Consider the following 26,871-nt stretch of genomic DNA (forward strand, 5'->3'; position numbering starts at 1 on the left):
AGGTCCACCGCATGTCACCACCACCCGGGCGGCGACGCCGCCATGCCCTCGTCGGCACCGGAGCCCGCGCCGAGATGTTCGTCCGCGCCCTGGTCACCGAGCACGCCGACCACGCGGAGCTGGTCGCCTTCGCCGATGTGAACTCCGCCCGGATGGACGCCCACAACCGGTGGCTGGTCGAGCTGGGCCACCCGGCCGTGCCGACGTACCGGGCCGGGGACTTCGTCGCCATGCTCGAGAAGGAACGCGTCGACGTGGTCCTGGTGACCACCGTCGACGCCACCCACGACGAGTACATCGTCGCCGCGCTGCACGCCGGCTGCGACGTGATCACCGAGAAGCCGATGACCGTCGACGCCCCGCGCTGCCGGCGCATCCTGGACGCCGTCGCCGAGACCGGACGGCAGGTCACCGTCGCCTTCAACTACCGCTACAACCCGCTGCACGAGCAGCTGCGCCGGCTGCTCGCCGACGGGGCGGTCGGCGAGATCGGGTCGGTGCACTTCGAGTGGCTGCTCGACGTCCGGCACGGCGCCGACTACTTCCGCCGCTGGCACCGGGACAAGGCGTCCTCCGGCGGACTGATGGTGCACAAGGCCAGCCATCACTTCGACCTGGTCAACTGGTGGCTCGACGCCGAACCGGTCGAGGTGTACGCCGCCGGCCGGCTCTTCTTCTACGGCGACGAGGGCCGCCGGCACGGGTACGCCCGCGACTACGACCGGGCGCACGACGCCCCCGCCGCCGCCGACGACCCGTTCGCGCTGCGGCTGGCCGAACATCCCCGGCTGCGCGAGCTCTACCTCGACGCGGAGGCCGAGGACGGCTACCAGCGGGACCGCAACGTGTTCGCCCCCGGCGTCACCATCGAGGACGACATGGCGGTGCTGGCCCGCTACAGCAGCGGCGCGACGATGACCTACCACCTCACCGCGTACGCCCCCTGGGAGGGCTACCGGGTGATGGTCAACGGCAGCCGGGGCCGGCTGGAGCTGGAGGTCGTCGAGAGCGACTTCGTCAGCCCGGCGGCGGCCGGCGCGCTCAAGGGCGCGGCCCTGCACGGCGACGAGGCCGCCGCCGAGTCCGGCGGCGCCACCCTCACCCTGCGCCCGTTCTGGGAGCCGCCCACCGTCATCCCGGTCGAGGGTCACACCCGGCAGGGCCACGGTGGGGCGGACGCCCGGATGACCCGGGTGCTCTTCGGCGGCGCGGCCGACCCGCTGCACCGGGCCGCCACCGCGCGCGACGGCGCGCTCGCCCTGCTCACCGGCCTGGCGGCCAACCGCTGCATGGAGACCGGCGAGCCGGTCCGGGTCGCCGACCTGCTCCCCCTGCCCTGACCCTGCGAGGAGTCCCCGTGCCAACCCCTGACCTGCTCCTGCCCGCGGACCCGGGCGTCCGCGGGCTCGCCCGGGAGCTGTACGCCCTGGCCGCGCCGCAGCCGATCATCTCGCCGCACGGGCACGTGGACCCGGCGATCCTCGCCGAGGACCGCCCGTTCCCCGACCCGGCCCGGCTGCTCATCGTGCCCGACCACTACCTCACCCGGATGCTGCTCAGCCAGGGGGTGCCCCCGGCGCGGCTCGGGGTGCCGACGGTGGACGGCAGCCCGGTGGAGACCGACGGGCGGGCCATCTGGCGGCTCTTCGCCGCGCACTGGCACCTGTTCCGCGGCACCCCGTCCCGGCTCTGGCTGGAACGGACCTTCGCCGACGTGTTCGGGGTGACCACCCTCCTCTCCCCCGCCACCGCCGACGCCGTCTACGACGAGCTGGCCGCCCGGCTCGCCGAGCCGCAGTTCCGCCCCCGGGCGCTGTTCGAGCGGTTCGGCATCGAGGTCCTGGCCACCACCGAGTCGCCGCTGGACGACCTCGGCCGGCACGCCAAGCTCGCCGCCGACGGCTGGGGCGGGCCGGGTGGCCGGGTGGTCACCACCTTCCGGCCCGACAACGTCGTCGACATGGAGTTCGACGGCTGGCGGACCAACGTCGAGCGGCTCGGCGAGATCGCCGGCGAGGACACCGGCACGTACGCCGGCTACCTGGCGGCGCTGCGCGCCCGACGGGCGGCCTTCATCGCCGCCGGCGCCACCTCCTCCGACCACGGCCACCCGACCGCCCGCACCCTGGCGCTCTCCACGGCGGAGGCCGCGGCCCTCTACAGCAAGGGCCTGCGCGGCGAGGCCGACGCGGCCGACGCCGAGGCGTTCCGGGCGCACATGCTGGTGGAGTTCGCCCGGATGTCACTGGACGACGGCCTGGTCCTGCAACTGCACCCGGGAGCGGCGCGCAACCACAACCGCTGGCTGTACGCCACCCACGGCCGCGACGTCGGCGGCGACGTCCCGCAGGCCACCGAGTACGTCAACGCCCTCGCCCCGCTGCTCGACGCCCACGGCAACGACCCCCGGCTGCGGGTGGTCGTCTACACCCTGGACGAGTACACGTTCAGCCGGGAGCTGGCCCCGCTCGCCGGCGGGTACGCCGCGCTCTACCTCGGCGCGCCCTGGTGGTTCCTGGACTCCCCGGAGGTGCTGCGGCGCTTCCGGGAGGCGGTCACCGAGTCGGCCGGCTTCTACAACACCGCCGGGTTCGTCGACGACACCCGCGCGTTCTGCTCCATCCCGGTACGCCACGACGTGGCCCGCCGGATCGACGCCGGTTTCCTCGCCCGGCTGGTCGCCGAGCACCGGCTGGCCGAGGACGAGGCCGCCGAGACCGTCGTCGACCTGGCGTACCGGCTGCCGAAGAAGGTCTTCAAGTTCGGGGAGATGTCATGAGTGTCAGGATCACCGGCGTCGACGTGCACGACGTGCGCTTCCCCACCGCGGCGGCCGGCGACGGCTCCGACGCGATCAACCGGGGCGACTACTCGGCCACCTACGTCGAGCTGCGCACCGACGGCGGCCCGACCGGCGCCGGGTTCACCTTCACCAACGGCCGGGGCAACGAGATCACCTGCGCCGCGGTCCGCGCCCTGGCCCACCACGTGCGGGGACGCACCGTCGCCGAGATCGAGGCCGATCCGGTGGTGTTCTGGCGCTCGCTCGTCGCCGACGTGCAGCTGCGCTGGCTGGGCCCGGAGAAGGGCGTCATCCACATGGCCACCGGCGCGCTGGTCAACGCGGTCTGGGACCTGCGCGCCAAGCTCGCCGGCAAGCCGATGTGGCGCTACCTGGCCGAGCTGCCCACCGACGAACTGGTCGCCAACGTCGACTTCCACCACATCACCGACGCGCTGACCCCGGATGAGGCCGCCGCCATCCTCGACAAGGGCCGCGACGGGCTGGCCGACCGGCTCGCCGAGCTGGAGCGCGACGGGCTGCCGTCGTACACCACCTCGGTCGGCTGGCTGGGCTACCCGGACGACAAGGTGCGGGCGCTGACCCGCGAGGCGTACGCCCAGGGGTGGCGGGCGATGAAGATGAAGGTCGGCGGGCCGCCGGAGGACGACCTGCGACGGGCCCGGATCATCCGGGCCGAGATCGGCCCGGACGCGCTGCTGATGATGGACGCCAACCAGGTCTGGGACGTGGACGAGGCGATCACCAACATGACGGCGCTGGCCGAGGTGGACCCGTACTGGATCGAGGAGCCGACGCACGCCGACGACGTGCTGGGCCACGCCCGCATCGCCCGCGCGGTGACCGAGCTGACCGGCGGGCGGTGCCGGGTCGCCACCGGCGAGGTCGCCGCCAACCGGGTGATCTTCAAGCAGCTGCTGCAGGCCGAGGCGATCGGTGTGATGCAGGTCGACGCCTGCCGGGTCGGCGGGATCAACGAGGTCCTCGCCGAGCTGCTGATGGCGGCGAAGTTCGGGGTGCCGGTCTGCCCGCACGCCGGCGGGGTCGGGCTCTGCGAGTACGTGCAGCACCTGACCGCGTTCGACTTCCTGCGGGTCGGCACCAGCCTTCAGGGGCGGATGGTCGAGTACGTCGACCATTTGCACGAGCACTTCGTCGACCCGGTCCGCACCCACGGCGGCCGGTACGTGCTGCCCACCGCCCCCGGCTACAGCACCAGCATGAAGCCGGAGTCGATCGCCGAGTTCCGCTTCCCGGACGGCCCGGCGTGGCGGTGAGCGTGGGCACGGAGCGGCTCGGCCTGGCCACCCTGCGCCGGGTGCCCGCCGAGAGCCGGCCACTGCTGCGTCCGGGCACGGTGCCGGCCGGCGTCGTGCACCTGGGGCTGGGCGCGTTCCACCGCGCCCACCAGGCCGTCTACACCGAGGCGGCGATCGGCGCGGCCGGCGGGGAGTGGGGCATCGTCGGGGTCGCGCCGCGCAGCACCGCGCTGGTCGAGGCCCTGACGGCGCAGGACGCCCTGTTCAGTGTCACCACGCTCTCCGCCGAGGGCGCCACCACCCGGGTGGTCGGGGCCCTGGCCGGGGTACGCCACGCCGCCGGCGACCCGGGGGCGGTCGTGCGCCTGCTCGCCGACCCGGCGATCCGGGTGGTGACCCTGACCGTGACGGAGAAGGCGTACCAGCTCGACCCGGTCAGCGGAGTGCTGCGCGCCGACCCGGAGCTGACCCTCGACCTGACCAGTGACCGACCGCCGGTGACGGTGCCCGGCCTGCTGGTGCGCGGGCTGCTCGCCCGGGCCGCCGCCGATGCCGGCCCGGTCGCGCTGGTCAGCTGCGACAACCTGCCGGCCAACGGCCACCGGCTGCGCGGGCTGGTACGCCAGGCGCTGGCCCTGGCCGGCACACCGGACGCGACGTTGGACCGGATCGCCGCGCAGGTGAGTTTCCCCTCGACGATGGTGGACCGGATCGTCCCGGCCAGCACCGGGGAGACCCTGGCCACCGCCCACGCGAGGCTCGGGGTGGCCGACCTGGCGGCGGTGGCGGCCGAGCCGTACACCCAGTGGGTGGTCGAGGACGACTTCCCCGGCGGCCGGCCGGCCTGGGAGCGGGCCGGCGCGGTGCTGACCGACGACGCCGGCCCGTGGGAGCGGCTCAAGCTGCGCGGTCTCAACGGGGTGCACTCGGCGGTGGCCTACCTGGGCGCGCTGGCCGGTTGCGAGACGATCGCGGACGCCCTCGCCCTGCCCGGCCTAACCGGGGTGCTGCGCCGTTTCGTCGCCGAGGACGTGGCCGCCAGCTTCACCCCGCCGGACGGGGTCCGGGTGACCGACTACGGCGAGGAGGTGCTGGCCCGCTTCGCCAACCCGGCGATCCGGCACCGCACCCTCCAGGTGGCCATGGACGGCTCCCAGAAGCTGCCGCAGCGGGTGCTGCACACCATCGGGGACCTGCGCGCCCAGGGACGACCGGCGCACTGGGGCGCGCTGGTGGTGGCGGCCTGGCTGCGCTTCGTGGGCGGGCAGGCCGACGACGGTCGGCGACTACCGCTGGACGACCCGCTCGCCGACCGGATCCGGGCCGCGCTGGCCGCCGCCCCGGACACCCCGGCCGGCACGGTGGACGCGCTCTTCGCCCTCCGGGAGGTGTTCCCGGCCGCGCTGGCCGAGGATGACGAGGTGCGCGACGAGGTGACCGGCTGGCTGACCGCCCTGCGCGGCCACGGCGTGGCGGCGACCCTGGCGGGTGCACCGTGAGCGCGAGGAGTGAGCCGGGCCTGCGAGCCCCGCAGTCGCGAACCGAGGGTGCGGCATGAGCGCGGTGCCGCCCGCCGCTGCCGGCGGGCTGGCCGCGTACGGCGCGCCGAGCGGTCGGGCCGCCGGGCATCGGGCGCCGGCGGCCCCGGCGCGGGTGGCGATCGTCGGGGCGAACGGGCACGGCCGCTGGCACCGCCGGGTGGTCGCCCCGCTGCACGAGACCGGCCGGGTACGGCTGGTGGCGCTGGTCGACGTACGCCCGATCGAGGAGGAGCCGGCCGCGCCGGTGCCACCGGACGTCACGGTGCACACCGATCACCGGGAGATGCTCGCCGCCGCCCGGCCGGACGTGGTGATCGTCTGCACCCCGCCACACACCCACCTGCCGATCGCCCTGGACGTCCTGGCCGCCGGCGCGGACCTGCTGCTGGAGAAACCACCGGTGCTCTCCACCGCCGAGCACCGGACGCTGTCCCGGGCGCTGGCCGACACCGGCCGGGCCTGCCAGGTGGGCTTCCAGGCGCTCGGCTCGGCCGCCCTGGCCGAGTTGACCGGCGCGGTGCGGCAGGGCCGGCTCGGCACGGTCACCGGCATCGCCACGGTCGCGGCCTGGCAACGCTCGGACGGCTACTACGCCCGCTCCCCCTGGGCGGGGCGGCGCACGCTGGACGGGCGGCCGGTGCTGGACGGGGCACTGGCCAACCCGCTGGCGCACGCCGTGATGCAGTGCCTGGCGGTGGCCGAGACGGTGGCCGGCAGGCCCGTGCGCCCGGCGGCCGTCGAGCTGGAGCGGTACCGGGTCCGCCCGATCGAGGTGGACGACACGGCCACCCTGCGGGTGGTCCCGCGCGGCGGGCCGCCGATCGTGGCGGCGGTGACCCTGGCGGGTGAGGACTTCGTCGCCGGTGAGGTGATCGTGACGGGCACGGCGGGCCGGGCGGTGCTGGAGTATCCGACCGACCGGCTGCTGCTGCCCGGCGACGACGCGCCCCGGGAGGTGCCCGGGCGGCGCGGCCTGCTGGAGAACCTGGTGGCGCACCGGGCCGACCCCGCCGGTGTGCCGCTGATCGCGCCGCTGGCGCGTACCGCGCCGTTCACCGCGGTGCTGGAGGTCGTTCAGGCGGCGCCCGAGCCGACCCTGCTCGGCCGCGAACTGGTGAGCGTGACCGGGGAGGGGCCGCAGCGGGTGGTGACGGTACACGGGGTGAACGCCGCCCTGCGCCGGGCCGCCGAACGGGGGGCGCTGTTGTCGGAGCTGGCGGTGCCGTGGGCGGTGCCGCCGGTACGCAGGGAGCTCACGGACGAGGAGGACGGCTGAGCCGCGGGCCCGGGCGTGGGCCACGGAAAACGCACTGCAAATGCTGGAGGATCCGGCCGCTGGCAAATAGGGCGCAACAGTCGCAATCCCGACCGCAACCGGCCGGGCAAATGCCGCTTGTCATGATTCAATGCAAAATAACTGCATATTGAATTCATTGACTACCTTGTGCGACTTTCCATACCGTCAGTCGTATCGGCATTTCGTACCCGTCACGGGATCTGCCGCATCGACCGGACACTTCGGAGAGCTCACATGCGTCCACCGATTCTCGGGGCGACCCTGGTCGCCTTCTCCCTGCTCCTGGTGCCGGGCGCGGCGGCGACCGCCGCGCCCGGCACCACCGCGTCCGCCGACCCCGCCGGCGTCCCCCGGGCCGTCGAGGCGCTGGCCCGCCAGACACTGCCGGCCGGCGACGGCTGGGCCGCCGACGGGGTCGGCACCACCGGCGGCGCGGCGGCCGGGGCCGACCAGGTGCACCTGGTCCGCACCCGCACCGAGCTGGTCCGCGCCCTGGGCGGCGACAACGCCACCAACCGGACCAACGCCACCCCGAAGGTGATCGTCGTCGACGGGGTCGTCGACGGCTTCGAGGCCGACGACGGCACCCTGTTCGACTGCACCGACCTGGCCGACCCGGCGTACTCGCTCCAGGCCTACCTGGCCGCGTACGACCCGGCGGTGTGGGGCCGGGTGAAGCCGGCCGGCACGCTGGAGGACGCGCGGGTGCGCTCGGTGAAGAACCAGACCCGGCAGACCCAGATCAACGTCGGCCCGAACACCACCATCGTCGGGCTGCGCGGCGCGACGCTGACCGGCCTGACCCTGATGATCGACGGGGCCAGCAACGTCATCGTGCGGAACCTGACCTTCGACGACGCCCGGGACTGCTTCCCGGCCTGGTCCCCCACCGACGGCGACGCCGGCAACTGGAACTCCCAGTACGACCAGATCTCGGTGCGCCGCAGCGAGCACGTCTGGATCGACCACAACACCTTCACCGACGGCGACAACCCGGACAGCGCCCAGCCGACGTACTTCGGCCGGCCGTACCAGGTGCACGACGGGTCGCTGGACATCACCCACACCGCCAGCCTGGTGACCGCCTCCTGGAACCGGTTCACCGGGCGGGACAAGCTGATGCTCATCGGCTCGTCCAACACGGTGGGCCCGGACGTCGGCCGGCTGAAGGTGACGCTGCACCACAACCTGTTCGACCGGGTGCTCCAGCGGCTGCCCCGGGTCCGGTTCGGCCAGGTCGACGTCTACAACAACTGGTACCGGCTCGCCGGTGCGGACTTCGAGTACGCCATCGGCGTCGGGGTGCAGTCCGCGGTGCACGCCGAGAACAACTACTTCTCCCTGGGCGCCGACATCGCCGCCGGGGACCTGCTCCACGACTGGGGCGGCACCGCCCTCACCGCCCGCGGCAACTGGGTCCGCGCCGACGGTGACCGGCCGCGCCCGGTCGACCTGGTCGCCGCGTACAACGCCACCCACGACCCGGACCTGGGCGTCGACGCCGGCTGGACGCCGACGCTGCGCGCCGGCCGGGTGCTGCCCGCGCCGGTGGTCCCGTTCGCGGTCGGGGCGCTCGCCGGAGCGGACCGGCTGCCGCGGTAGGCCCGCCGGGGGCACCGCGTGGCCCGCGCGGTGCGCCCGACGGGACGTGGGCCGCCACGCCGCCCGGCGCTCAGCGTGGCGGCCCACCCACTGCCCACCACAGGAGGCTCCGCCGACCGCGACCTGCTCGACTTCGCCCGCATCGAGCGCGGGCGGACCGGCCCGGAGCGGGTGCCCACCGACCTCTGGTCGAGGTCGCCGACACCGGCGGGTGGCGGGAGGCCAGCTCGGAGGGGTCGGAGCGGGGCCGAGGTCGGTTGATCATGGCTCGGCTGATGGACGAGGCCGACATCGACGGCACCCCGCAGGGCACGGTCGTACGGCTGGTCAAGCGGCTGTCGGGCACCGCCTGAGTCGTCGCCCATCCGACGGCCGCGACCATCGGCCAGTGAAGATCGGCTATAAGTAGGTGATGGAGCTCCCGCCGTACCTCGCCACCATGCCGATGCACGCGATCACCGAGATCCACGGTGAGCGTGGCCTGCTGGAGCGGTTCCGGCTGGAGATCCGGGCCTTCGACCCGGCAGCGCGCGACCGCCTCACCGAGGCCCTCGACCTCGCCGCCGAGCTGCACCGCGACGACCGGCGGGTGCGCGAGCCGTACCTGAACCACCTGCTGCGGGTGGCGATCCGGATGATGCACCACTACCAGGTGCGCGACGTCGACGCCATCGTCGCCGGTCTGTTGCACGACGCGGTGGAGGACCACCCCGACGAGCTGGCCGGTCCGGGTGTCGCCGACCCTACGGCGGCGGCGCTGGCCGCCCTCGCCGCCCGCTTCGGCCCGCGCGTCGCCCGCCTGGTCGGCGCGGTCACCAATCCGGAGTACGACCCCGACCGCGACCGGCACGTCCAGTACCGGGAACACGTCACGGCCAGCCTGGACCGGGAGCCGTGGGCCCGGGTCATCAAGATCTCCGACTTCACCGACAACGGGGTGGGCGTGGTCTACACCATCGGCCCGAAGGTGGCCCGGTCGGCGGCGAAGTACCGCCCGCTGGTGCCGGTGTTCCGGGACCTGATCTCCCGGCCGGACACCCCGCTGTCCGCGCCGGTGAAGCAGCACATCTTCGCCCAGCTCGACCTGGCCGAAGAACGGTTCAGCGCGATCCTCGACACGCCGAACTAGGGTCGGCGCGACGCCCCCGGCGACCACCAGGTCGGCCTGGCCGGAGAGCACCGGCCCGGCTGGCTCGGAGCGCGGTGGCGTCAGCCGGTGGCGGTGACCCGGCGGCGCAGCTCGGGCAGCCGTTCCGGCCCGGTGCGCAGCACGACCCGCACCGGGTGCCGGCCGTGCGACCAGGCGTCGCCGAACACGTCGAGCAGGGCGGCCAACTGCGCGGGCGGCTCGTCGCCGAGGAGTTGATCGGCGTCCTCGACCGTCAGGGTGAGCGGGCCGGCCTCGACCAGGTCGAGCAGGCAGTCGGCCAGGGCGTCCCAGTTGCGCCCGAAGTACCCGGGCAGGTCGAGCGTCTCCGCCAGCCGGGTGAACAGCTCGGCGCGGGTCCGCGCGCCGGCACCCGGGACGGCGCCGGTGCCGTCGCCCCGCTCGGCGGTCAGTTCCAGCCACGGCGGCGGTTCGGTGGTGCGCATCCGGTCATCCTTCCACCGGTCGGGCCGGGTGACCCCGGCCCGACCGAGGGCGCAGTCAGAGCAGGTAGAAGTTCGCGTAGTGGTCCGGCGAGAACCAGGTCTTCCCGGTGCTCTTGTTGACCACGATCCGGTAGGCGTCGCGCGAAGCCCCGTACGGGCGGGGGTAGACGTCGTACTCGTAGTAGGCGGCGCTGGCCGGGAGCTGGCCCTCCCGGTTGTAGAACCGGCCACCGGCGAAGTTGTAGAGCCCGCCGCTCCAGGTGTACCAGCCACGGCTGGTCGGGAAGCCCTTGGCCGCCCAACCGGTGCGGGCGGCACGGGCGTCCGCGCAGCGGGTCATCGTGCAGGAGTTGTAGACGGCGGCCGAGGCGGAGTCGGTCAGCGTCGGCGCGACCACGGCCGGGCCGACGAGTGCCGCGGCGACCATGGCGGTGATCAGGGCGAACGTGCCGACCAGGCGGCGCAGGCGGGTCAGCGGGGCGGACGGATCCACGGTGCCTCCAGATCATGGGACATCGAAGCTTGTCGACAAATATTCTCGACGGGCGGCCCGCCGGCGTACAAGCCCACGCCGAAACTTCTCGGTGAACGTCAAATGTCCGCCGACCCGGTGCCGCCCACCGGGCGACCAGACTCGATCATGGCCACTTTCGTACGGATGGCACGATGTCCAGCATGGACTGGATGCCGTTGCTGAGCACGGGAGCGGGTGCCCTCATCGCGCTCTCCGGCAGCCTCCTGGTCGACCTGCGCCGGGAGCGCGACACCCGCTCCCGCGACCGCGACCTGGACCGCTGGCGTACCTGCGTGGACTTCGCCCTCGCCCTGGACTCGGCGCACACCGCGCTGCGGTCCGCCCCCGCCGGCGACCGGCAGGCGGCCGGCCTGGCGATGACCGAGGCCGGGGCGTACCAGGCACGCGAGCGGCTGCTGATGTCCGGCACACCGCATCTGGTGGTGGCCGGCGAGGCCGCCTTCCACCGCCTGGTGGCGATACGCAAGCTGATCGGCGCGGGTTCGGACCTGCGGTCGCCCGACGGACACGAGTCGTACCACGAGTTCGCCGAAACACTGTGGACGTTTCGGATGGCGGTCCGCAAGCACTTCGGGCACCGGGCGCTCCAGCCCGGGGCGCTGGAGCGTAAGGACTGGTCAGAGCGGCACGAGTGCGCGTACTGCGCGGCGACGCCCGACTGATCCGTGCTCAGAGGTAGGCGAAGCGCACGGGCTCCCGCAGCACTACTGCGGCGGAGTCGACGTCGGCGAGCCGGGCGGCGAGGGCCGCAACCGCCAGACGAGGCGGAAGGGCGGCGCTGAACTTCAGCCCGGCGAGCGCCTTTTCCGTGACGTCCGGCAGGCAGATCCGCTGATCGGCGTCGGCTGTCGCAACCTGTCACATCTCGCGGTTCAGGTCACCGCACCTCGCCATGAACCGCCCCGGGACGCCGCCCTCCGTCAGGTTGACTTCGCCAGCACCGACTACAGCAGATTGTGCTTAGCTCCTCCACGACCACCTGGGTCGTCCAGCAGTCGGCGTCGATCAGCAGATCCTGGAGGACGTCCAACCGGTCGGCGAGCGTGAAGTGGCTGAGCACCATGGTGTCGAGCACGAGGACGGCGGTCGGCTGTGCCGACAGACTCACGGCGCGATCTCCAGGTCGTCGTCCTCAGGCAGGTCCGCCTCGGTGATCTGACCGTGCATCAGCTCGACCGCGCGGATGCTGGTGATCCGATGGGTCCGCCACGCTTCCATCACGGCGTGCGCGTAACTCGGCGGCACCCGGACCGCTTCCAGATCGGGCTGCGGCGCCCAGCCGAGCGCCTCCATGAACTCCGCCCGCGTCGGACGCGCCTGGCCCCAGGCCCGCCGGGTGCCGGCATCGAGCGCCCGCGCCTGCTCAGCCTGGCGCAGCGCCAGCACCCATGAGGTACGGTACCGAGCCGCGAGACCGATCAACTGCTCCCGGCTCAGCGGCCCCTTGCCCGCCTCGGCCGCGACAGCCTGCTCCGGTAGCAGCAGTTCAGCCGCGAACGCATCGATGGCCGCCTCGCGATCCGCCCGGGAGGCGTGCACGCCGAGGTCGCTCGAATACTCGTCCCCGATGATCAGGTGACCCAGTTCGTGGGCGGCGGTGGCGCGCCGCCTTCCGGGGTCGCCCTTGGTGCTGACCACCGCGACGGCGATGTCACCCTCGACCAGCGACGCGCCGTCACCGGGCAGATCCGTGACCAGCACCCACTGGCCGGCGCGCTGGCAGACCTCCATGATGCTGTCGATCGGCCCGCCACCCAGCCCGAGCTGCTGGCGCACCCATCGCGCCGCCTGCCGGGCGTCTGATTCCGACGTGACAGGCTGGACGTAGCGGAGCAGCGGGTGGGCGCGCAGCACGCCCAAGGCCCTGAGTTGCTGCACGTTGCGCAGCCACTCGACCATGGCGATCTCCAGGCGTTCCGACGACCGGGCCGCCTCGCTGTCGATCTCCTCGGTGAGTGGTACCGCCCGCCGGGACAGGACCGCCGGCCGAGGCGTGATCAGGTACTCCATCGACACACGAAGCGCGCGGGAGAGCCGCGCCAACTCCAGACCGTCCAGCCTTCGGGTGCCGGCCTCGACCTTGTTCAGCATGGTGCGGTCGAGTCCCACGGCAGCCGCCAGATCGTGCTGCGACATGCCCGTAGACAGTCGCGCCTGACGCACGCGCTCGCCGATCTCGCCCCACGCCAGCTCCTCAGCCATGGTGCGATAATCGCACACCATTGTGCGATCGCGTGCGCGCACGCAAATCAGGGCTCGCGCATCCAGGTCTTCGGATCGGTGACGAAGATGCCCTTGCCCTGATGCCGTCGGATGACGCGCAGGGCTTCGAGCCGCACGTAAACCATCTGGATCGTCGACGTGCCGACCTTGTAGTCCGCCGCCATCTGCGCGATCGATGGCAGCTTGTCCTCGGGCTTGAGCCGCTTGGCTCTCACCCCGGCGATGATGTCGTCCGCGATGCGGATGTAGTCGGGTGTTATAGGCATGGCGCTCCTTGCGTGGCACGCCAATTCGATCACGAACCGCCCCCGGGCAACAACAATCGGTGGTTGACTTACACGGCTTAGCCGTTAGGGTTGTCCGCGAGCCGCTCCTCGCGTGGCAACGAGTACGGCTCATCCCCCTGGTCGGGGCGGGTGCGCGTGCCCGTCCCGACCCACCGGACCGCTCCGCTGTCGTACCGCTGATCCCAGGCTGCGGCGGCGGGGCCGGCGGGTCGCGCGCTGCCGGCGTGCGCGCGACCCGCCTTCCAGGCAGCGCACGGCACACCGACGCTCAGGAGAGGACCGACGTGGCCCAGGTGTATCGATCCGGCCGGCTCTACGGGACCGGCCGCCCGGCCCGGACGACCCCGCACGAGGTGCGCACCCGCACGTTCGCGCCGCGCTGGCGCGGCGTCGACCCCGATCAGGTACGCCAGTTCCAGGCCCAGGTCGCCGACGAGCTGGCCGACCTGCACCGGCAGGTACGCGAGCTCGCCCAGGAGAACGACCGGATCAAGCAGGCGCTGCGCGACTGGCAGACCCTGCACGCCCGGGAGTGCCGCGCGGCGAACTCCGGGCACTGGTGAACGAGCGGCCCTTCCCCGGCGACCTGCTGATCGTCGACGGGGCGGCGTCGGTGCAGTTCGCCGGGGACCGGGCGCTGCGGGTACGGGTGGTGTCGGTCGACGCGGACGAGCCGTACCCGGGTTGGCTCTGGCTGACCGGGTACGTGCTGAACCGGCGAGACCGGGCGACCGCCAAGCGCGAGATCTACGTCCGGCTCGCCGGCCTACGTGCCCCGTCGACTTCTGCGTCACGCGTTCGAATCTGACCGCGCCACTCGACCCGTTGCTGGCTCACGAGTCATGTATTCACGATCGAGTCTTCTCCTCGGTCCTGGCGGCTGGCGAGGATCGCCAGCACCTCTCGGCGTACCGCCTCGGGTTCGTGCACCAGGCGGCGGTGGGCGAAGCGCACGACGAGCACGCCCACGGTGGCCAGCAGCGCGTCGCGGCGCAGGTCGACCTCCCGCTGCCGGGGATCGCCGTGGGTCGTCGCGCCGTCGAGTTCGAAGTCGACGCGTTCCCGCTCGGCGTACACGTCGAGGTACATGACGCGCCGGCCGACGACGACGCGGGTCTGACGCCGGAACGCCGGCATCCCCGGGCCGGTGAAGACGTGGTCGTGGCCCCACACCTCCAGCGGGCTGCGGCAGCCGGCGTCGAGCCGGGCGAGCAGGGTACGCAGCTGCACGCGGTCGGCCAGCCGGGGTGCGGTGGCGAGCGCGGCCCGGATCCGTTCCGGTGTGGTGAGCCGGTCGTTGACCGCTCTGATCACCGGGGCGGCCCGATCGGCGGGCGGAAGCAACGGCCAGGCGTCGACCAGTGCCCGTTCCAACCGCACGACCGGCATCCCGGCCCGGACCACCACGCCGGGCGGGCCCATCGTGAGCCCGTGCCGGTGGTGCACGGCCAGCAGCGGGCGGGGACGCAGCCCCGATCCGTGCGGCGTGTCGAGATGCGTCGGCTCGTCAGCGGACTGCCGACGCAGACCCCAGACGTCCAACGCGGTGACACTGCTCAACGCCGCCCGCCCGTCGGCGTAGGCGAGGGCGACCCGTCGCCGTGTGTCGAGGTCGAGTTGTCCGAAGACGTGCTCGCGCACGCCCGGTCCGGCGACGCGGGCTCCGCCCTGCGCGGGCCGGACGGTTGCCGTCGGCGGTCCGTCGCCGGCCGCCGGCTCGCGGAGCGCGCTCGGAGTCAGGGGCGGAGACCACGGCGCGGGCCTCAGCAGGATGGCGTCGACGTAGACGCCGGGCAGGGCCGGACGGAGGGCACCGGTGCGGCAGTTGTGCCGCAGGACCCAGCCGGGTACGACCTGGATGACCGCCTGACGGGTCACCACCCCGCCGCTCCGCTCGACAAGGGATCGCAGCACCGGATGCACAGCGGCGAGGATGCACCACGGCGCGCTTTCGGTGCCCTCTCGACGCCGCCGCCCTGTGGACATCCACCGGTCTGTGCACAACGCCCACTCCCGCTGAGCGTCTGCTATGGCTGCTCATGATCGGGTAGCGCTTCTGGACAGTTTCACCGGCGTGTCGTGTCCCGAATCGCTACTCGATCATTAAGGCGGGGCAGGGCGGGTGAGCTGCTGCTGCAGGAACGCCTGTTCGGCGGGGTTGGCGGTGCGCCTCAGGGCGGCGGTGTAGGCGTCGGCCGCCTCCTCGGTGTGGCCCAGGCGGCGCAGCAGGTCGGCGCGGACGGCATGGAAGACGTGGTAGTGCGCCAACGGCAGGTCGTCGACGAGGGCGAGCGCCACGGCGGGCCCGTGCACCTCGGCCACGGCGACCGCCCGGTTCAGCGCCACGACCGGGCCGGGGGCGAGCGCGTGCAGGTGGTCGTACAGTGCCAGGACCTGGACCCAGTCGGTGTCGGCGGCGGTCGCGGCGTCGCTGTGCACCGCGTTGATCGCGGCCTGGATCTGGTACGGGCCGGGACGCCCGCGGCGCAGGCAGCGGCGCACGAGCGCCTGGCCCTCGGCGATCAGGGGGCGGTCCCAGCGGGTGCGGTCCTGCGCGGTCAGCGGCACGAACCCGTCGTCGGTGACCCGGGCGGGCCGGCGGGCCTCGGTGAGCAGCATCAACGCGAGCAGGCCCAGCGCCTCCGGCTCGTCGGGCATCAGCTCGACCAGCAGCCGACCGAGTCGCAGGGCCTCGACGCACAGGTCCGCGCGAACCGGTTGCGGCCCACTGCTGGCGGTGTGCCCCTCGTTGAAGACGAGGTAGACCACGGCGAGCACGGCGCGCACCCGGTCGGGCAGGTCGGCGTCGCGCGGCACCCGGTACGGGATGCCGGCGTGGCGGATCTTGGCCTTGGCGCGGACCAGCCGCTGCGCCATGGTCGGCTCGGGGACCAGGAAGGCGCGGGCGATCTCGGCGGTACTGAGCCCGCCGAGCAGGCGCAGGGTGAGCGCGACCCGGGCGGCCGGGGCGAGAGCCGGGTGGCAGCAGGTGAAGATCAGGCGGAGCCGGTCGTCGCGCACGGGTCCCTCCTCGGCGGGTGGTTCCTGGGCGTGCAGCAGGGCGGCCTGGGCGTGCCGGTCGGCCCGGGACGCCTCCCGGCGCAGCCGGTCGATGGCGCGGTTTCGGGCGGTGGTGATGATCCAACCGGCCGGGGCCGGGGGCGGCCCGTCGACCGGCCAGCGCCGGACGGCCTCGGTGAACGCGTCCTGGACGGCCTCCTCGGCGAGGCCGATGTCGCCGAGGAGGCGGACCAGGACGGCGACCGCGCGGCCGTACTCCGCGCGGAACACCCGCTCGACCGGGTCGGTCACCCGTCACCCTGGAAGGGGCGGACCTCGATGGGCAGGGTGGTGGCGCGGGCGTAGCGACGACCCCAGTGCAGGGCGGCGTCCAGGTCGGACGCCCGCAGGATGGTGAAGCCGCCCAGGTGCTCCTTGCCCTCGATGAACGGTCCGTCGGTGACCAGCACCTCGTCGCCCTCGGCGCGCAGCACGGTGGCGGTCTCCGGGCCGTGCAGGCCCTGCCCGAAGACCCAGCAGCCGGCGGCCTCCAACTCGTCGCGGATCGCGCCCAGCTCGCGCATCACCCCGGCCAGGAACTCCGGGTCGGGCGTGCCGCCCTCGGGCTGGTAGATGCTCAACAGGTACTGCTTCACGTGACGCCTCCTGGTGGATGTGGGTCAGCTTCCACCTTCCACACGATCGGCGACCCGGCGAATCGACACTCCGGCACTGGGATTCTCCGGCCAGTGCCGGGCGAGCCGGTGGGCGGACGAGCCGGTGGGCGGGCGGCGGCCGAGGCAATGGCCGCACCCCTGCATAGACAATCTTGATTGCAGCTATTGAAAAGTATCTACGTCTCGTGCCCTAATACTGACAGTTCCTTTCACCACTCCCGCCGCCCGCGCGGCACTCCCCAGGGAGGAAAAATGAACCGTCTGCGCGCGAGCGCGGCGGCCCTGCTGGCGACCGTCATGGTGCTCGCCGGCGCCGCCGCCCTCCGCCCCACCCCCGCCGACGCCGCCCCGGCCGGACTACCCGGCATGGACGTCTCCAGTTGGCAGGGCAACGTCAACTGGTCCGCCGCCTGGAACAACGGCGCCCGCTTCGCGTACGTGAAGGCCACCGAGGGCACCGGCTACACCAATCCGTACTTCGCCCAGCAGTACAACGGCTCCTACAACGTCGGGATGATCCGGGGCGCGTACCACTTCGCCCTGCCCGACCGGTCCAGCGGCGCCACCCAGGCCAACTGGTTCGTCGACCACGGCGGCGGCTGGTCGCGGGACGGCCGGACGCTGCCCGGCGCGCTCGACATCGAGTACAACCCGTACGGCGCGACCTGCTACGGGTTGAGCCAGAGCGGCATGCGCAACTGGATCACGTCCTTCGTGAACCAGTACCGCGCCCGCACCGGCCGCTGGGCGACGATCTACACGACCACGGACTGGTGGCGCACCTGCACCGGCAACTACAGCGGATTCGCCGCCACCAACCCGCTCTGGATCGCCCGGTACGCCGGCACGGTCGGCACCCTCCCGGCGGGCTGGCCGGTCTACTCCTTCTGGCAGTGGTCGTCCTCGGGCATCCTCCCCGGCGACCAGAACGTCTGGAACGGCTCGCTCGACCGGCTCAGGGTGCTCGCCTGCGACGGACCCTGCTGACTTCGGAACTGAGGAGGACGAGAATGTCCGTACCCGTCTCCCGCCGCACCGCGCTGCGCGGCGCGGTCCTGCTCGGCGCCGCCGCCGGTGTCTCCGCCCTGGCCCAGCTCGGCGGCGACCGGGGTGTCCGCGCCGCTGCCACCCGCGTCGACCAGCCGACCATCGCCAACTGTGCCACCTGGGGCGCTCGGCCGCCGGCCTCCCGGGTCAGCGTGGTGCCGAGCCGCCCCAACAAGATCATCGTGCATCACACGGCGTTCCCGAACTCGACCGACTACAGCCTGGCCCACGCGTACGCGAACTCCCGCGACATCCAGGACCTGCACATGGACACCAACGGCTGGTTGGACTCCGGGCAGCACTTCACCAACAGCCGCGGCGGTCACCTGACCGAGGGCCGGCACGGCAGCCTGTACGCGCTGCTGCACGGGCAGACCATGGTGCAGGGGGCGCACTGCGTCGGGCAGAACAGCCAGGCGATCGGCATCGAGAACGAGGGCATCTACCTGGACGTGCAGCCACCCAAGGCGCTCTGGGACAGCCTGGTGGTGTTCTGTGCCTTCACCTGCCAGCAGTACGCCATCGCGCCCAGCGAGATCTACGGCCACAAGGACTTCAACGCCACCCAGTGCCCGGGGCTGCTGCACGGTCGGCTCCCCGAGCTGCGCGCCGCGGTCGCCGCGCGCCTTGCCTAAGGCGTTGCTTATATAACTCGGGATTGATAGAAAGAGCTGTGCACGCCTTCGACGTCCTCGGCGACCCGGTACGCCGCCGCATCCTGGAACTGCTGGCCCAGGGTGAACGGACCGCCGGTGGAGTCTGCGCGGTGATCCAGGAGGAGTTCGGCATCTCCCAGCCGGCCGTCTCGCAGCACCTGCGGGTGCTGCGGGACAACGGTTTCGCCACGGTGCGCCCGCAGGGCACCCGCCGCCTCTACGCCGTGGACCCGCGACCGCTGCGGGAGGTCGACGAGTGGCTGGCCGGCTTCCGTGGGTTCTGGGGCCCGAAGCTCGACGCCCTGTCCACCGAACTGGCCCGCGGCCGGCGCGAACGGCGTGTGCGCCCACCTACGAGCACACCCGAGGAGCACCCATGACCGACGTCATCCACCAGATCAGCGCCGTACGACGCAGCGTCGGCAACCGGACGCTGGAGGCCGGCGAGGCCCGCGTGCTGACCATCAGCCAGACGTACGACGCGCCGCTGGAGGACGTCTGGGACGCCTGCACCAGCGCCGAACGGATCCCCCGCTGGTTCCTGCCCATCTCCGGTGAGCTACGGCTGCACGGCCGCTTCCAGTTCGAGGGGAACGCCGGCGGCGTGATCCAGCGCTGCGACCCGCCGAAGAGCTTCAGCGCCACCTGGGAATACGGCGACGAGGTGAGCTGGATCGAGGTGCGGCTGACCCCGGAGGGCGGCGGACGCACCCGGTTCGAACTGGAACACGTCGCGCACGTCGACGACGAGCGCTGGCTGCAGTTCGGTCCCGGCGCGGTGGGCGTCGGCTGGGACTCCGGCCTGCTCGGCCTCGCCTCCCACCTGGCCGCCGACGGCAGCGGGATCACCCCCGAGCAGGCCACCACCTGGATGGCCTCCGACGAGGGGCGGCAGTTCTTCACCCTGGCCGGCGAGCGCTGGTGCGAGGCCGACATCGCCGGCGGCGCCGACCCGGAGGCCGCGCGGGCGGCCGCCGCGCGCACCATCGCCGCCTACACCGGCACGCCGGCCTGACCGTCTCGCGCCGGCGCCGGGCCGTACCGCCACGCGGCCTGATCGGGGGTACGCCGGGCCGCGTGACAGGCGCGGCCCGGCGTCGCCCTCAGCCGCCGACCTGCCGGACCGCCGGACGTTACCGGCCGACGGCCGGCGGCCGGCGCGACGAGGCGGTTTCCGGCGCGGAAAACGGAGGGCGGGCTGTCGGTGGTCTCGGGGAGACTGTCCGGCATGCCGCCACCGCGTACCGCCGAGGACCTCGTCGCCCTCGTCCGCAAAGGTCGGCGGCTGAAGTACCTCTGCTTCTGGGGGCACCGGCCACAGCGGGACGGCACCGTCGGCGCCGGTTGCCTGAGCCAGTGGTGGCCGGCCCCGTTCGAGGTGGACGGCCGGCGCTTCGCCACGGCCGAGCACTGGATGATGTGGCACAAGGCGGTGCTCTTCGGCGACGGGGAGACCGGGGAGCGCATCCTCGTCGCCGGGCACCCGCAGCGCGCCAAGGCGCTCGGCCGTCAGGTGCGCGGCTTCGACGAGGCCGTCTGGCAGACCCGGCGCTACGACATCGTGGTCGCCGGCAGCGTCGCCAAGTTCGGCCAGCACGACGACCTGCGGGCGTACCTGCTGGGCAGCGGGGACCGGGTGCTGGTCGAGGCGAGCCCGGTCGACCGGGTGTGGGGCGTCGGCCTGGCCGCCGACGACCCGCGCGCCGAGGACCCGACCCGCTGGCGCGGGCTCAACCTGCTCGGCTTCGCGCTGATGGAGGCGCGGGAGACGCTGCGTGACGCAGCGGCGTGCCGCGCCGGGCGGTAACGTGCGGCGACATGACCGGCGTACCGTACTCGTACTGTTCCTACTGCGGCGTCGCCTATCCGGCGGACGTGGCCTGGCCCCGGGTCTGCGCGGCCTGCGGCGAGACGGTCTGGCGCAACCCGCTGCCGGTCGCGGTGGCGCTACTGCCGGTGCGTACCGACGTCGGCCTCGGCCTGGTGGTGGTCCGCCGGGACATCGAGCCGGCACGCGGGCTGCTCGCCCTGCCCGGCGGCTTCATCGAGTACGGCGAGGAGTGGTCGCAGGCGCTGGTGCGGGAGTTGCGGGAGGAGACCGGCCTGGTCGACGACGCCGGCCAGGCGCGCCTGTTCGCCGTGCACGGCGCCCCGGCCGGCGGCACCATCATGATCTTCGGTGAGCTGCCGGAACGGCCGGCGGCCGGGCTGCCCCCGTCGGCCCCGACCGAGGAGGCCACCGAATGGCTGGTCCTCACCGAGCCGGTGGAGCTGGCCTTCTCCACCCACACCCGCGCGATGGCCGACTTCTTCGCCCGCCACCGCTGACCCGCCGGGCACCGCGCCCGGGTCGGGCATGAGGTTGGTGGTACGACACGCCGTGTCGTACCACCAACCTCATGGTTCCGGGCGCGGCTCACGGGCGGAGCCGGTGCGGGTGGCCGACGCGGCGGGTGCGCTCCGCCGCGCCGGGCCGCAGGGTCAGCTCGCCGAGCAGATCGGCGTGGCGGACGGGCCGACGCCGGTGCCCTGGAAGCCGAAGGTGGTGCTGGTGCCGGCGGCGACGCTGCCGTTGTAGCTGACGTTGCGGAACGTCACGGCGCCGCTGGTGCCACTGGGCTGCGCGCTCCAGGTGTTCGTGATCGCCGCGCCGGCGGGCAGGGTGAGCCCGACGGTCCAGCCGCTGAGCGACGACGCACCCGCGGTGACCGTCACGTTCGCCACGAAACCTCCGGTCCAGGAGTCGAGCCGGACGGTGGCGACGCAGGCGGCGTTGCCGGGCGGCGGAGTGGTCGGCGGGGTCGTGGTGGTCGGCGTGGTGGTCGGCGGGGTGGTGGTCGGCGGGGTGGTCGTTCCGCCGTTGTTGAGCGCGGTCAGGACGGCGTCGTAGGCGGCCTTCTTGTTGCCACCGCCGTCGAAGAGCAGCGGGCTCTCCCCAGAGCGCCACGAGTCGGAGTCGCGGATCCCCCAGACGGTGATGCCCTTGCACCGCGCGACCGCGAGGCAGTCGTTGACGACGTTGCGGTACGCGTCGGACGGCGCGTTGCGGATGTCCAGCTCGGTGATGTGCACGTCGACGCCGAGGGCGGCGAAGCTGGACAGCGTGGTGCGGTAGTTGCTCGGGTAGTTCGAGCCGCCGGTGAAGTGCGACTGCAGGCCGACGCAGTCGATCGGGACCCCACGGCTCTTGAAGTCCTGCACCATCCGGTAGACGGCCTGGGTCTTGGCGTCGTTCCAGTTGTCGATGTTGTAGTCGTTGTAGCAGAGCTGGGCGTTCGGGTCCGCCGCGTCGGCGGCCCGGAACGCCGCCTCGATCCAGTCGTTGCCGGTGCGCTGCAGGTTCGAGTCGCGGCGCGCTCCGGTGCCGCCGTCCGCGAACGCCTCGTTCACCACGTCCCACCACGCCACCTGGCCACGGAAGTGGGTGGCGACCTGGGTGACGTGGTTCAGCATCGCGCTGCGCAAGGCGCTGCCGGACATGTTCTGCATCCAGCCGGGCTGCTGCGAGTGCCAGGCCAGGGTGTGCCCGCGGACCTTCATGCCCTGGCTACGGGCGTGCGCGACGATCCGGTCCGCGTTGCCGTACGTGAACACGCCCTGCTGCGGTTCGGTCGCGTCGATCTTCATCTCGTTCTCGGGCGTGACCTGGTTGAACTCGCGGTTCAGGATGGTCGTGTACGCCGAGTCGCTCAGCTTGTTCGCCGCGACGGCGGTGCCGAAGTACCGGCCGGTCTGGGCTGCGGAGGCGCCCAGGGTCGTCGCGGCGCTGGCGTTGGGGGCCAGGGCGACCGTCGTGCCGACGGCGGCGACCCCGGCGACGGCGGCGATGAGGGCGGCGCGGAGCCGGGCCCGGGTCGTCGAACGCCCGCTGGAGCGGGCGGGGACATGGTTCATGGCAGATCGCCTTTCGACAGGTGTGGTGGGGGACCGACGCCTCGACCGTCGCCCGACGCGGTGGCCGTCGCCGACGCGCCCGCCCGGAGGCCACGTCGGGATCCGCCGTGCTGCGCGATGCCACCGCGAGGGTCGAAGCGTTCCCGTCGCCACGGTATCGAAATGCTTTCGATAGTTCAACGAAAGTCGATGGGTCGTCCGATCGCCCTCCGGGAGCCGGAGCGCAGGCAGGATGGAGCAGTCGGCACCGAAACTTTCGGCACCGCGAGCCTTGTTGACAACCGTCCGGCGTCTGCGCGTGACCGGCGTGGCGTACGCCTGTCGTGACGGCGTGTCGGCGACCACCCTGCGGGACGGGTCTGACGCGTCGCGTCGCGCGGGTCCCCCACGGGTGGCAGGCTGGACGGCGAGCCGGCGGCCGGCGCGAGGCCCACCGCCGGGCGAACGTCGTGAAGGAGAAGATCGACCCGATGGCAGCGAGTGTGACCACCACCGACGAATGGCAGGCGCTGCGCAAGCACGCCGAGACGATGCGCGGCACCCACCTGCGGGAACTGTTCGCCGCGGACCGGCGCCGAGGTGAGCGGCTCACCGGCGAGGTCGCCGACCTGCACGTCGACTACAGCAAGAACCTGGTGACGGACGAGACGCTGACGCTGCTCACCGCGCTGGCCGAGCGGGTCCGGCTGACCGACCGGATCGCCGCGATGTTCGCCGGTGAGCACATCAACTCCACCGAGGACCGGGCGGTGCTGCACACCGCGCTGCGGCTGCCCCGCGACGCCTCGCTCAGCGTGGACGGCCAGGACGTGGTCGCCGACGTGCACCGGGTGCTGGACCGGATGGCGGCGTTCGCCGAGCGGGTCCGCTCCGGGCAGTGGCGGGGGCACACCGGCGAGCGGATCACCACCGTGGTCAACATCGGCATCGGCGGCTCCGACCTCGGCCCGGTGATGGCGTACGAGGCGCTGAAGGCGTACCGGGACGGCGGGATCAGCTGCCGGTTCGTCTCCAACATCGACCCGACCGACATCCACGACAAGACCCACGACCTGGACCCGGCGACCACCCTGTTCGTGGTCGTCTCGAAGACCTTCTCCACCCAGGAGACGCTCGCGAACGCGAACCAGGCGAAGACCTGGCTGCTGTCCGGACTGGACGCCGAAGACGACGCGGCGATCGCGAAGCACTTCGTGGCGGTCAGCACCAACGCGCAGCGGGTCGCCGACTTCGGCATCGACCCGGAGAACATGTTCGGCTTCTGGGACTGGGTCGGTGGGCGGTACTCGCTGCCGTCGGCCGTCGGCCTGTCGGTCATGCTGGCCGTGGGCCCGGCCCACTATCGGGACCTGCTGGCCGGGTACCACGCCGTGGACGAGCACTTCCGGACGACGCCGGTGCAGCGCAACGTGCCGGCCCTGCTGGGCCTGCTCAACGTCTGGTACACGAACTTCCTCGACGCGCAGACCCACGCCGTGCTGCCGTACTCGCAGTACCTGCACCGGTTCCCGGCGTACCTGCAGCAGATGACGATGGAGAGCAACGGCAAGTCGGTGACGCTGGACGGCACCCCGGTCGACCACGCCACCGGGGAGATCTTCTGGGGCGAGCCCGGCACCAACGGCCAGCACGCGTTCTACCAGCTCATCCACCAGGGCACCGTGCTGATCCCGGCCGACTTCATCGCGTTCAGCCGGCCCAACCACGACCTGGGCGACATGCACGACCTGTTCATGTCGAACTTCTTCGCGCAGACCGCGGCGCTGGCCTTCGGGCGCACGCGCGAGCAGGTCGAGGCGGAGGGCACCGCGCCGGACGTGGTGGCGCACCGGGTGATGCCGGGCAACCACCCGACCACCTCGATCATCGCGCCGAAGCTCACCCCGTCGACGCTGGGTCAGCTGATCGCCCTCTACGAGCACATCGTGTTCACCTCCGGCGCGATCTGGGACATCAACCCGTTCGACCAGTGGGGTGTCGAGCTGGGCAAGGTGATGGCCAACCAGCTCGCGCCGAAGCTGACCGGCGACGCGCCGGACCTGTCCGACGTGGACTCCTCCACGGCGGCGCTGATCCGTCGCTACCGCAGCGAGCGCGGCCGGGCCTGAGGTTCGGCGGAACGGGTGGCCGGGTCACCACGACCCGGCCGCCGTTCCTCTGGCACGAAACTGGTCCAACCAGTTGACGGGTTGATGTGTCTGCCGCCACACTGCTGCCGTGGCCTTCGTCCCCGTCCCCCGCAGCTCCGTCTCCGACCACGTCTTCGCCCAGCTCCGCGACGCCATCGTCAGCGGGCGCTACCGCCCCGACGACCCCCTGCCCGGCGAACGGGAGCTGGCCGCGGCGTTCGCCGTCAACCGGCACGCCGTCCGGGAGGCGCTGCGCCGGCTCCAGCAGCTCGGCCTGCTACGGGTCAGCCAGGGCGGCGCGACCCGGGTGCTCGACTGGCGCGAGCACGCCGGGCTCGACCTGGCCCTCTCGCTCGCCCAGTCCGGCGACGTGCTGCCGGTCGACAACCTGGTGCGGGACATGCTGGAGATGCGGGCCTGCATCGGTGTCGACGCCGCCCGGCTCTGCGCCGAGCGGGCCGACGCGACGCTGCGACGCACCGTCGTCCGCACCGTCGAGGAGATCGCCGCGCTCGCCCCCGACCTGCACAACATGGACGAGGCGAACATCGCGCTCTGGCGACACGTCGTCAACGGCTCCGGCAACACCGCGTACCTGCTGGCCTTCAACAGCCTGGTAGCCGGGGCGGTGGCCGTCGGCGAGGTGCCGCCCGAGCGGCGGGCCGCCGAACTGCTGGACGTCGCCGGGCACCGCCGCCTCGCCGAGGCGATCGCCGACGGGCGGGGCACCGACGCCGCCCGGGAGGCGCACGCCCTGCTCACCGCCGCCCTCACCACCCCCACCACTCCACCGGAAAGGGAATGCCGAGCATGATCCCCGCCGTGCTCTACGCCGTACCGGCGTTCCTGCTGCTCATCGTCGTCGAAGCGTGGTCGTACCGGTTCGCCCCGGACGACGACGAACGCGGCTACGAGCTGCGCGACACCACCACCAGCCTCACCATGGGCGCCGGCAGCCAGGTGATCGGCTTCCCCTGGAAGCTGCTCACCGTCGGCCTCTACGCGGCGGCCTGGACCGTCGCGCCGGTGCAGCTCTCCCCCACCAGCGTCTGGACCTGGGTGCTGCTCTTCTTCGCCGACGACCTGGCCTACTACTGGTTCCACCGGGTCCACCACGAGGTGCGGTTCTTCTGGGCCGGGCACGTGGTGCACCACTCCAGCCAGTTCTTCAACCTCTCCACCGCGCTGCGGCAGAGCTGGACGCCGATGACCTCGCTGCCGTTCTGGCTCGGCCTGGCGCTGCTCGGCATCCCGCCGTGGATGATCTTCCTGCAGCAGTCGATCAGCCTGCTCTACCAGTTCTTCCTGCACACCGAGCGGGTCGACCGGCTCCCCCGGCCGATCGAGTTCATCTTCAACACCCCGTCGCACCACCGGGTCCACCACGGCGCGAACGCCGAGTACCTGGACCGCAACTACGGCGGCATCCTGATCATCTGGGACCGGCTCTTCGGCAGCTTCGAGCCGGAACGTTCCACCGTCCGGTACGGGCTGACCAAGAACATCACCACGTACAACCCGTTGCGGGTGGCCACCCACGAGTACGCCGCCATCTGGGCCGACCTGCGCTCGGCCAGCTCCTGGCGGCACCGGCTGGGCTACCTGTTCGGCCGGCCCGGTTGGCAGCCGGCCTCGCCGCAGCCGGCGGTCAGTCGATGAGGCGGCTCTGGCCCTGGCTGTTCGGGCTGGTCGTGGCCGTCGAGCTGACCGGCGTCACGCTCGACGTACCGGCGTTGCAGTGGGCGGCGAAGCCGCTGCTCGCGCCGCTGCTGCTGGTCCTGCTGCTGGGCGTACGCCGACAGTGGGACCTGGTCGCGACCGGGCTGGTGTTCGCGACGGCGGGTGACGTGGCGCTGCTGCTGCCCGGCACCACCGCGTTCCTGGTCGGGATGGGCTGCTTCCTCGGCACCCAACTGGCCTTCCTCACCGCGTTCCTGCGACACCGGCGGGCCCCGCTGGTGGTCTTCGCCGGCTACCTGGTGCTCTGGGCGGCGGCGAACGCGCTGCTCTGGGGGCAACTGGGCGACCTGCGGCTGCCGGTGCTCGGCTACAGCCTGGCGCTGTGCCTGATGGCCGCCGCCGCGGCCGGGGTGTCCCGGCGGGCGGCGGCCGGCGGGGCGCTCTTCCTCCTCTCCGACCTGCTGATCGGTGTCGGCGCGGCGGGGGTCGAGCTGCCCGGGCGCGGACCGCTGGTGATGGTCACGTACATCGCCGCGCTCTACCTCATCACCACTGCCTGGGCCCGGCTCGACGAGCCCGAGGGTCGTGCCGGGTCAGCGTCCGGGGCCCTGGCCCGGACGGGGCCCGCGATCGGCGCCTGATCGACTC

The 26,871-nt window shown here is 72.7% G+C and carries 30 protein-coding genes; 21 read left to right on the forward strand and 9 right to left on the reverse strand.

All coding sequences use genetic code 11. From position 1 onward, the window contains the following. The first annotated feature begins 11 nt into the window (after positions 1 to 11). From GA0070560_RS08705 to GA0070560_RS08735, 8 genes are all read left to right on the forward strand, one after another. The gene (locus tag GA0070560_RS08705; protein ID WP_091293508.1) at positions 12 to 1,340 is read left to right on the forward strand and encodes a Gfo/Idh/MocA family protein; all 1,329 of its coding nucleotides are present in this window, start codon (positions 12 to 14) and stop codon (positions 1,338 to 1,340) included. Positions 1,341 to 1,357: 17 nt separating this feature from the next. Continuing rightward, on the forward strand, positions 1,358 to 2,779 hold the full coding sequence (gene uxaC, locus GA0070560_RS08710) for a glucuronate isomerase (RefSeq protein ID WP_170839330.1): 1,422 nt from the start codon (positions 1,358 to 1,360) through the stop codon (positions 2,777 to 2,779). Next, positions 2,776 to 4,080, forward strand: coding sequence for an enolase C-terminal domain-like protein (locus tag GA0070560_RS08715; protein WP_091293511.1), 1,305 nt, complete (start codon positions 2,776 to 2,778; stop codon positions 4,078 to 4,080). Before uxaC ends, GA0070560_RS08715 begins: the two co-directional genes overlap by 4 nt. Further along, a complete protein-coding gene (locus GA0070560_RS08720; protein WP_425412609.1) occupies positions 4,071 to 5,561 on the forward strand; it encodes a mannitol dehydrogenase family protein in 1,491 nt (496 codons plus the stop codon). The genes GA0070560_RS08715 and GA0070560_RS08720 overlap by 10 nt, the downstream gene beginning before the upstream one ends. Positions 5,562 to 5,616: 55 nt before the next feature. Further along, positions 5,617 to 6,879, forward strand: coding sequence for a Gfo/Idh/MocA family protein (locus tag GA0070560_RS08725; RefSeq protein WP_091293514.1), 1,263 nt, complete (start codon positions 5,617 to 5,619; stop codon positions 6,877 to 6,879). 255 nt (positions 6,880 to 7,134) lie between these two features. Next, a complete protein-coding gene (locus GA0070560_RS08730) occupies positions 7,135 to 8,502 on the forward strand; it encodes a pectate lyase family protein (protein ID WP_091293517.1) in 1,368 nt (455 codons plus the stop codon). A gap of 185 nt (positions 8,503 to 8,687) precedes the next feature. Then, positions 8,688 to 8,855 carry an ATP-binding protein gene (locus GA0070560_RS30055; RefSeq protein ID WP_425412612.1) on the forward strand — a complete coding sequence of 56 codons (168 nt, stop codon included), beginning with the start codon at positions 8,688 to 8,690 and terminating at the stop codon, positions 8,853 to 8,855. A gap of 59 nt (positions 8,856 to 8,914) precedes the next feature. Then, a complete protein-coding gene (locus tag GA0070560_RS08735) occupies positions 8,915 to 9,631 on the forward strand; it encodes an HD domain-containing protein (RefSeq protein WP_091293520.1) in 717 nt (238 codons plus the stop codon). 80 nt (positions 9,632 to 9,711) lie between these two features. On the opposite strand, the gene GA0070560_RS08740 is transcribed toward GA0070560_RS08735, so the two are convergent. Both GA0070560_RS08740 and GA0070560_RS08745 read right to left on the reverse strand, forming a co-directional pair. Beyond that, entirely contained in the window at positions 9,712 to 10,095 is a 384-nt protein-coding gene (locus tag GA0070560_RS08740) for a barstar family protein (protein WP_091293522.1), read from the reverse strand. Positions 10,096 to 10,150: 55 nt separating this feature from the next. After that, positions 10,151 to 10,522 carry a ribonuclease domain-containing protein gene (locus tag GA0070560_RS08745; protein WP_091293721.1) on the reverse strand — a complete coding sequence of 124 codons (372 nt, stop codon included), beginning with the start codon at positions 10,520 to 10,522 and terminating at the stop codon, positions 10,151 to 10,153. 239 nt (positions 10,523 to 10,761) lie between these two features. Here GA0070560_RS08745 and GA0070560_RS08750 point away from each other — a divergent pair, with 239 nt between their 5' ends. Next, positions 10,762 to 11,292: a hypothetical protein gene (locus tag GA0070560_RS08750; protein WP_139131459.1), complete on the forward strand. Its 531-nt coding sequence runs from the start codon at positions 10,762 to 10,764 to the stop codon at positions 11,290 to 11,292. Positions 11,293 to 11,507: 215 nt separating this feature from the next. Here GA0070560_RS08750 and GA0070560_RS08755 read toward each other — a convergent pair whose 3' ends face one another. From GA0070560_RS08755 to GA0070560_RS08765, 3 genes are read right to left on the reverse strand one after another with little or no spacing between them, the layout of a single operon-like run. Further along, on the reverse strand, positions 11,508 to 11,738 hold the full coding sequence (locus GA0070560_RS08755; protein WP_091293526.1) for a hypothetical protein: 231 nt from the start codon (positions 11,736 to 11,738) through the stop codon (positions 11,508 to 11,510). Continuing rightward, entirely contained in the window at positions 11,735 to 12,832 is a 1,098-nt protein-coding gene (locus GA0070560_RS29770) for a helix-turn-helix domain-containing protein (RefSeq protein WP_091293528.1), read from the reverse strand. The genes GA0070560_RS08755 and GA0070560_RS29770 overlap by 4 nt, the downstream gene beginning before the upstream one ends. Before the next feature lie 47 nt (positions 12,833 to 12,879). Beyond that, entirely contained in the window at positions 12,880 to 13,119 is a 240-nt protein-coding gene (locus tag GA0070560_RS08765; protein WP_091293530.1) for a winged helix-turn-helix domain-containing protein, read from the reverse strand. A gap of 305 nt (positions 13,120 to 13,424) precedes the next feature. Between GA0070560_RS08765 and GA0070560_RS08770 the strand changes: the two genes are divergently transcribed. Both GA0070560_RS08770 and GA0070560_RS08775 read left to right on the forward strand, forming a co-directional pair. Beyond that, entirely contained in the window at positions 13,425 to 13,703 is a 279-nt protein-coding gene (locus GA0070560_RS08770; RefSeq protein ID WP_245675425.1) for a DivIVA domain-containing protein, read from the forward strand. Further along, on the forward strand, positions 13,700 to 13,948 hold the full coding sequence (locus tag GA0070560_RS08775; protein ID WP_245675426.1) for a hypothetical protein: 249 nt from the start codon (positions 13,700 to 13,702) through the stop codon (positions 13,946 to 13,948). The genes GA0070560_RS08770 and GA0070560_RS08775 overlap by 4 nt, the downstream gene beginning before the upstream one ends. Before the next feature lie 32 nt (positions 13,949 to 13,980). Here GA0070560_RS08775 and GA0070560_RS08780 read toward each other — a convergent pair whose 3' ends face one another. From GA0070560_RS08780 to GA0070560_RS08790, 3 genes are all read right to left on the reverse strand, one after another. Then, entirely contained in the window at positions 13,981 to 15,054 is a 1,074-nt protein-coding gene (locus GA0070560_RS08780; protein ID WP_245675427.1) for an endonuclease domain-containing protein, read from the reverse strand. Between the two features lie 189 nt (positions 15,055 to 15,243). Next, complete coding sequence (locus GA0070560_RS08785) at positions 15,244 to 16,452, reverse strand: RNA polymerase sigma factor (RefSeq protein WP_091293534.1); 1,209 nt, start codon at positions 16,450 to 16,452, stop codon at positions 15,244 to 15,246. Beyond that, on the reverse strand, positions 16,449 to 16,796 hold the full coding sequence (locus GA0070560_RS08790) for a YciI family protein (protein WP_091293536.1): 348 nt from the start codon (positions 16,794 to 16,796) through the stop codon (positions 16,449 to 16,451). The genes GA0070560_RS08785 and GA0070560_RS08790 overlap by 4 nt, the downstream gene beginning before the upstream one ends. A 273-nt stretch (positions 16,797 to 17,069) precedes the next feature. On the opposite strand from GA0070560_RS08790, the gene GA0070560_RS08795 reads away from it, so the two are divergent. The 6 genes from GA0070560_RS08795 to GA0070560_RS08820 all read left to right on the forward strand — a co-directional run bounded on the left by GA0070560_RS08795 (position 17,070) and on the right by GA0070560_RS08820 (position 20,848). Next, positions 17,070 to 17,804: a lysozyme gene (locus GA0070560_RS08795; protein WP_091293538.1), complete on the forward strand. Its 735-nt coding sequence runs from the start codon at positions 17,070 to 17,072 to the stop codon at positions 17,802 to 17,804. A 23-nt stretch (positions 17,805 to 17,827) separates the two neighbouring features. After that, positions 17,828 to 18,499: a peptidoglycan recognition protein family protein gene (locus tag GA0070560_RS08800; protein WP_091293540.1), complete on the forward strand. Its 672-nt coding sequence runs from the start codon at positions 17,828 to 17,830 to the stop codon at positions 18,497 to 18,499. A gap of 38 nt (positions 18,500 to 18,537) precedes the next feature. Continuing rightward, positions 18,538 to 18,900, forward strand: coding sequence for an ArsR/SmtB family transcription factor (locus GA0070560_RS08805; RefSeq protein WP_091293543.1), 363 nt, complete (start codon positions 18,538 to 18,540; stop codon positions 18,898 to 18,900). Next, positions 18,897 to 19,535 carry an SRPBCC family protein gene (locus GA0070560_RS08810; protein ID WP_091293546.1) on the forward strand — a complete coding sequence of 213 codons (639 nt, stop codon included), beginning with the start codon at positions 18,897 to 18,899 and terminating at the stop codon, positions 19,533 to 19,535. The genes GA0070560_RS08805 and GA0070560_RS08810 overlap by 4 nt, the downstream gene beginning before the upstream one ends. Before the next feature lie 213 nt (positions 19,536 to 19,748). Then, positions 19,749 to 20,327, forward strand: coding sequence for a riboflavin biosynthesis intermediates N-glycosidase (locus tag GA0070560_RS08815; RefSeq protein ID WP_170839331.1), 579 nt, complete (start codon positions 19,749 to 19,751; stop codon positions 20,325 to 20,327). Positions 20,328 to 20,338: 11 nt separating this feature from the next. Continuing rightward, entirely contained in the window at positions 20,339 to 20,848 is a 510-nt protein-coding gene (locus GA0070560_RS08820) for an NUDIX domain-containing protein (RefSeq protein ID WP_091293550.1), read from the forward strand. A gap of 153 nt (positions 20,849 to 21,001) precedes the next feature. Here GA0070560_RS08820 and GA0070560_RS08825 read toward each other — a convergent pair whose 3' ends face one another. Next, a complete protein-coding gene (locus GA0070560_RS08825; protein ID WP_091293553.1) occupies positions 21,002 to 22,414 on the reverse strand; it encodes a glycoside hydrolase family 10 protein in 1,413 nt (470 codons plus the stop codon). Positions 22,415 to 22,884: 470 nt separating this feature from the next. Between GA0070560_RS08825 and pgi the strand changes: the two genes are divergently transcribed. The 4 genes from pgi to GA0070560_RS08845 all read left to right on the forward strand — a co-directional run bounded on the left by pgi (position 22,885) and on the right by GA0070560_RS08845 (position 26,864). Further along, positions 22,885 to 24,522, forward strand: a complete 1,638-nt coding sequence (gene pgi, locus GA0070560_RS08830) for a glucose-6-phosphate isomerase (RefSeq protein WP_091293728.1) — start codon at positions 22,885 to 22,887, stop codon at positions 24,520 to 24,522. A gap of 109 nt (positions 24,523 to 24,631) precedes the next feature. Continuing rightward, complete coding sequence (locus tag GA0070560_RS08835) at positions 24,632 to 25,357, forward strand: FadR/GntR family transcriptional regulator (protein WP_091293555.1); 726 nt, start codon at positions 24,632 to 24,634, stop codon at positions 25,355 to 25,357. After that, positions 25,345 to 26,202 carry a sterol desaturase family protein gene (locus GA0070560_RS08840; RefSeq protein WP_245675428.1) on the forward strand — a complete coding sequence of 286 codons (858 nt, stop codon included), beginning with the start codon at positions 25,345 to 25,347 and terminating at the stop codon, positions 26,200 to 26,202. The genes GA0070560_RS08835 and GA0070560_RS08840 overlap by 13 nt, the downstream gene beginning before the upstream one ends. Continuing rightward, a complete protein-coding gene (locus GA0070560_RS08845; protein WP_091293557.1) occupies positions 26,199 to 26,864 on the forward strand; it encodes a lysoplasmalogenase family protein in 666 nt (221 codons plus the stop codon). Before GA0070560_RS08840 ends, GA0070560_RS08845 begins: the two co-directional genes overlap by 4 nt. Positions 26,865 to 26,871 lie beyond the last annotated feature (7 nt).

This window comes from Micromonospora halophytica (assembly GCF_900090245.1).
GTDB lineage: Bacteria > Actinomycetota > Actinomycetes > Mycobacteriales > Micromonosporaceae > Micromonospora > Micromonospora halophytica.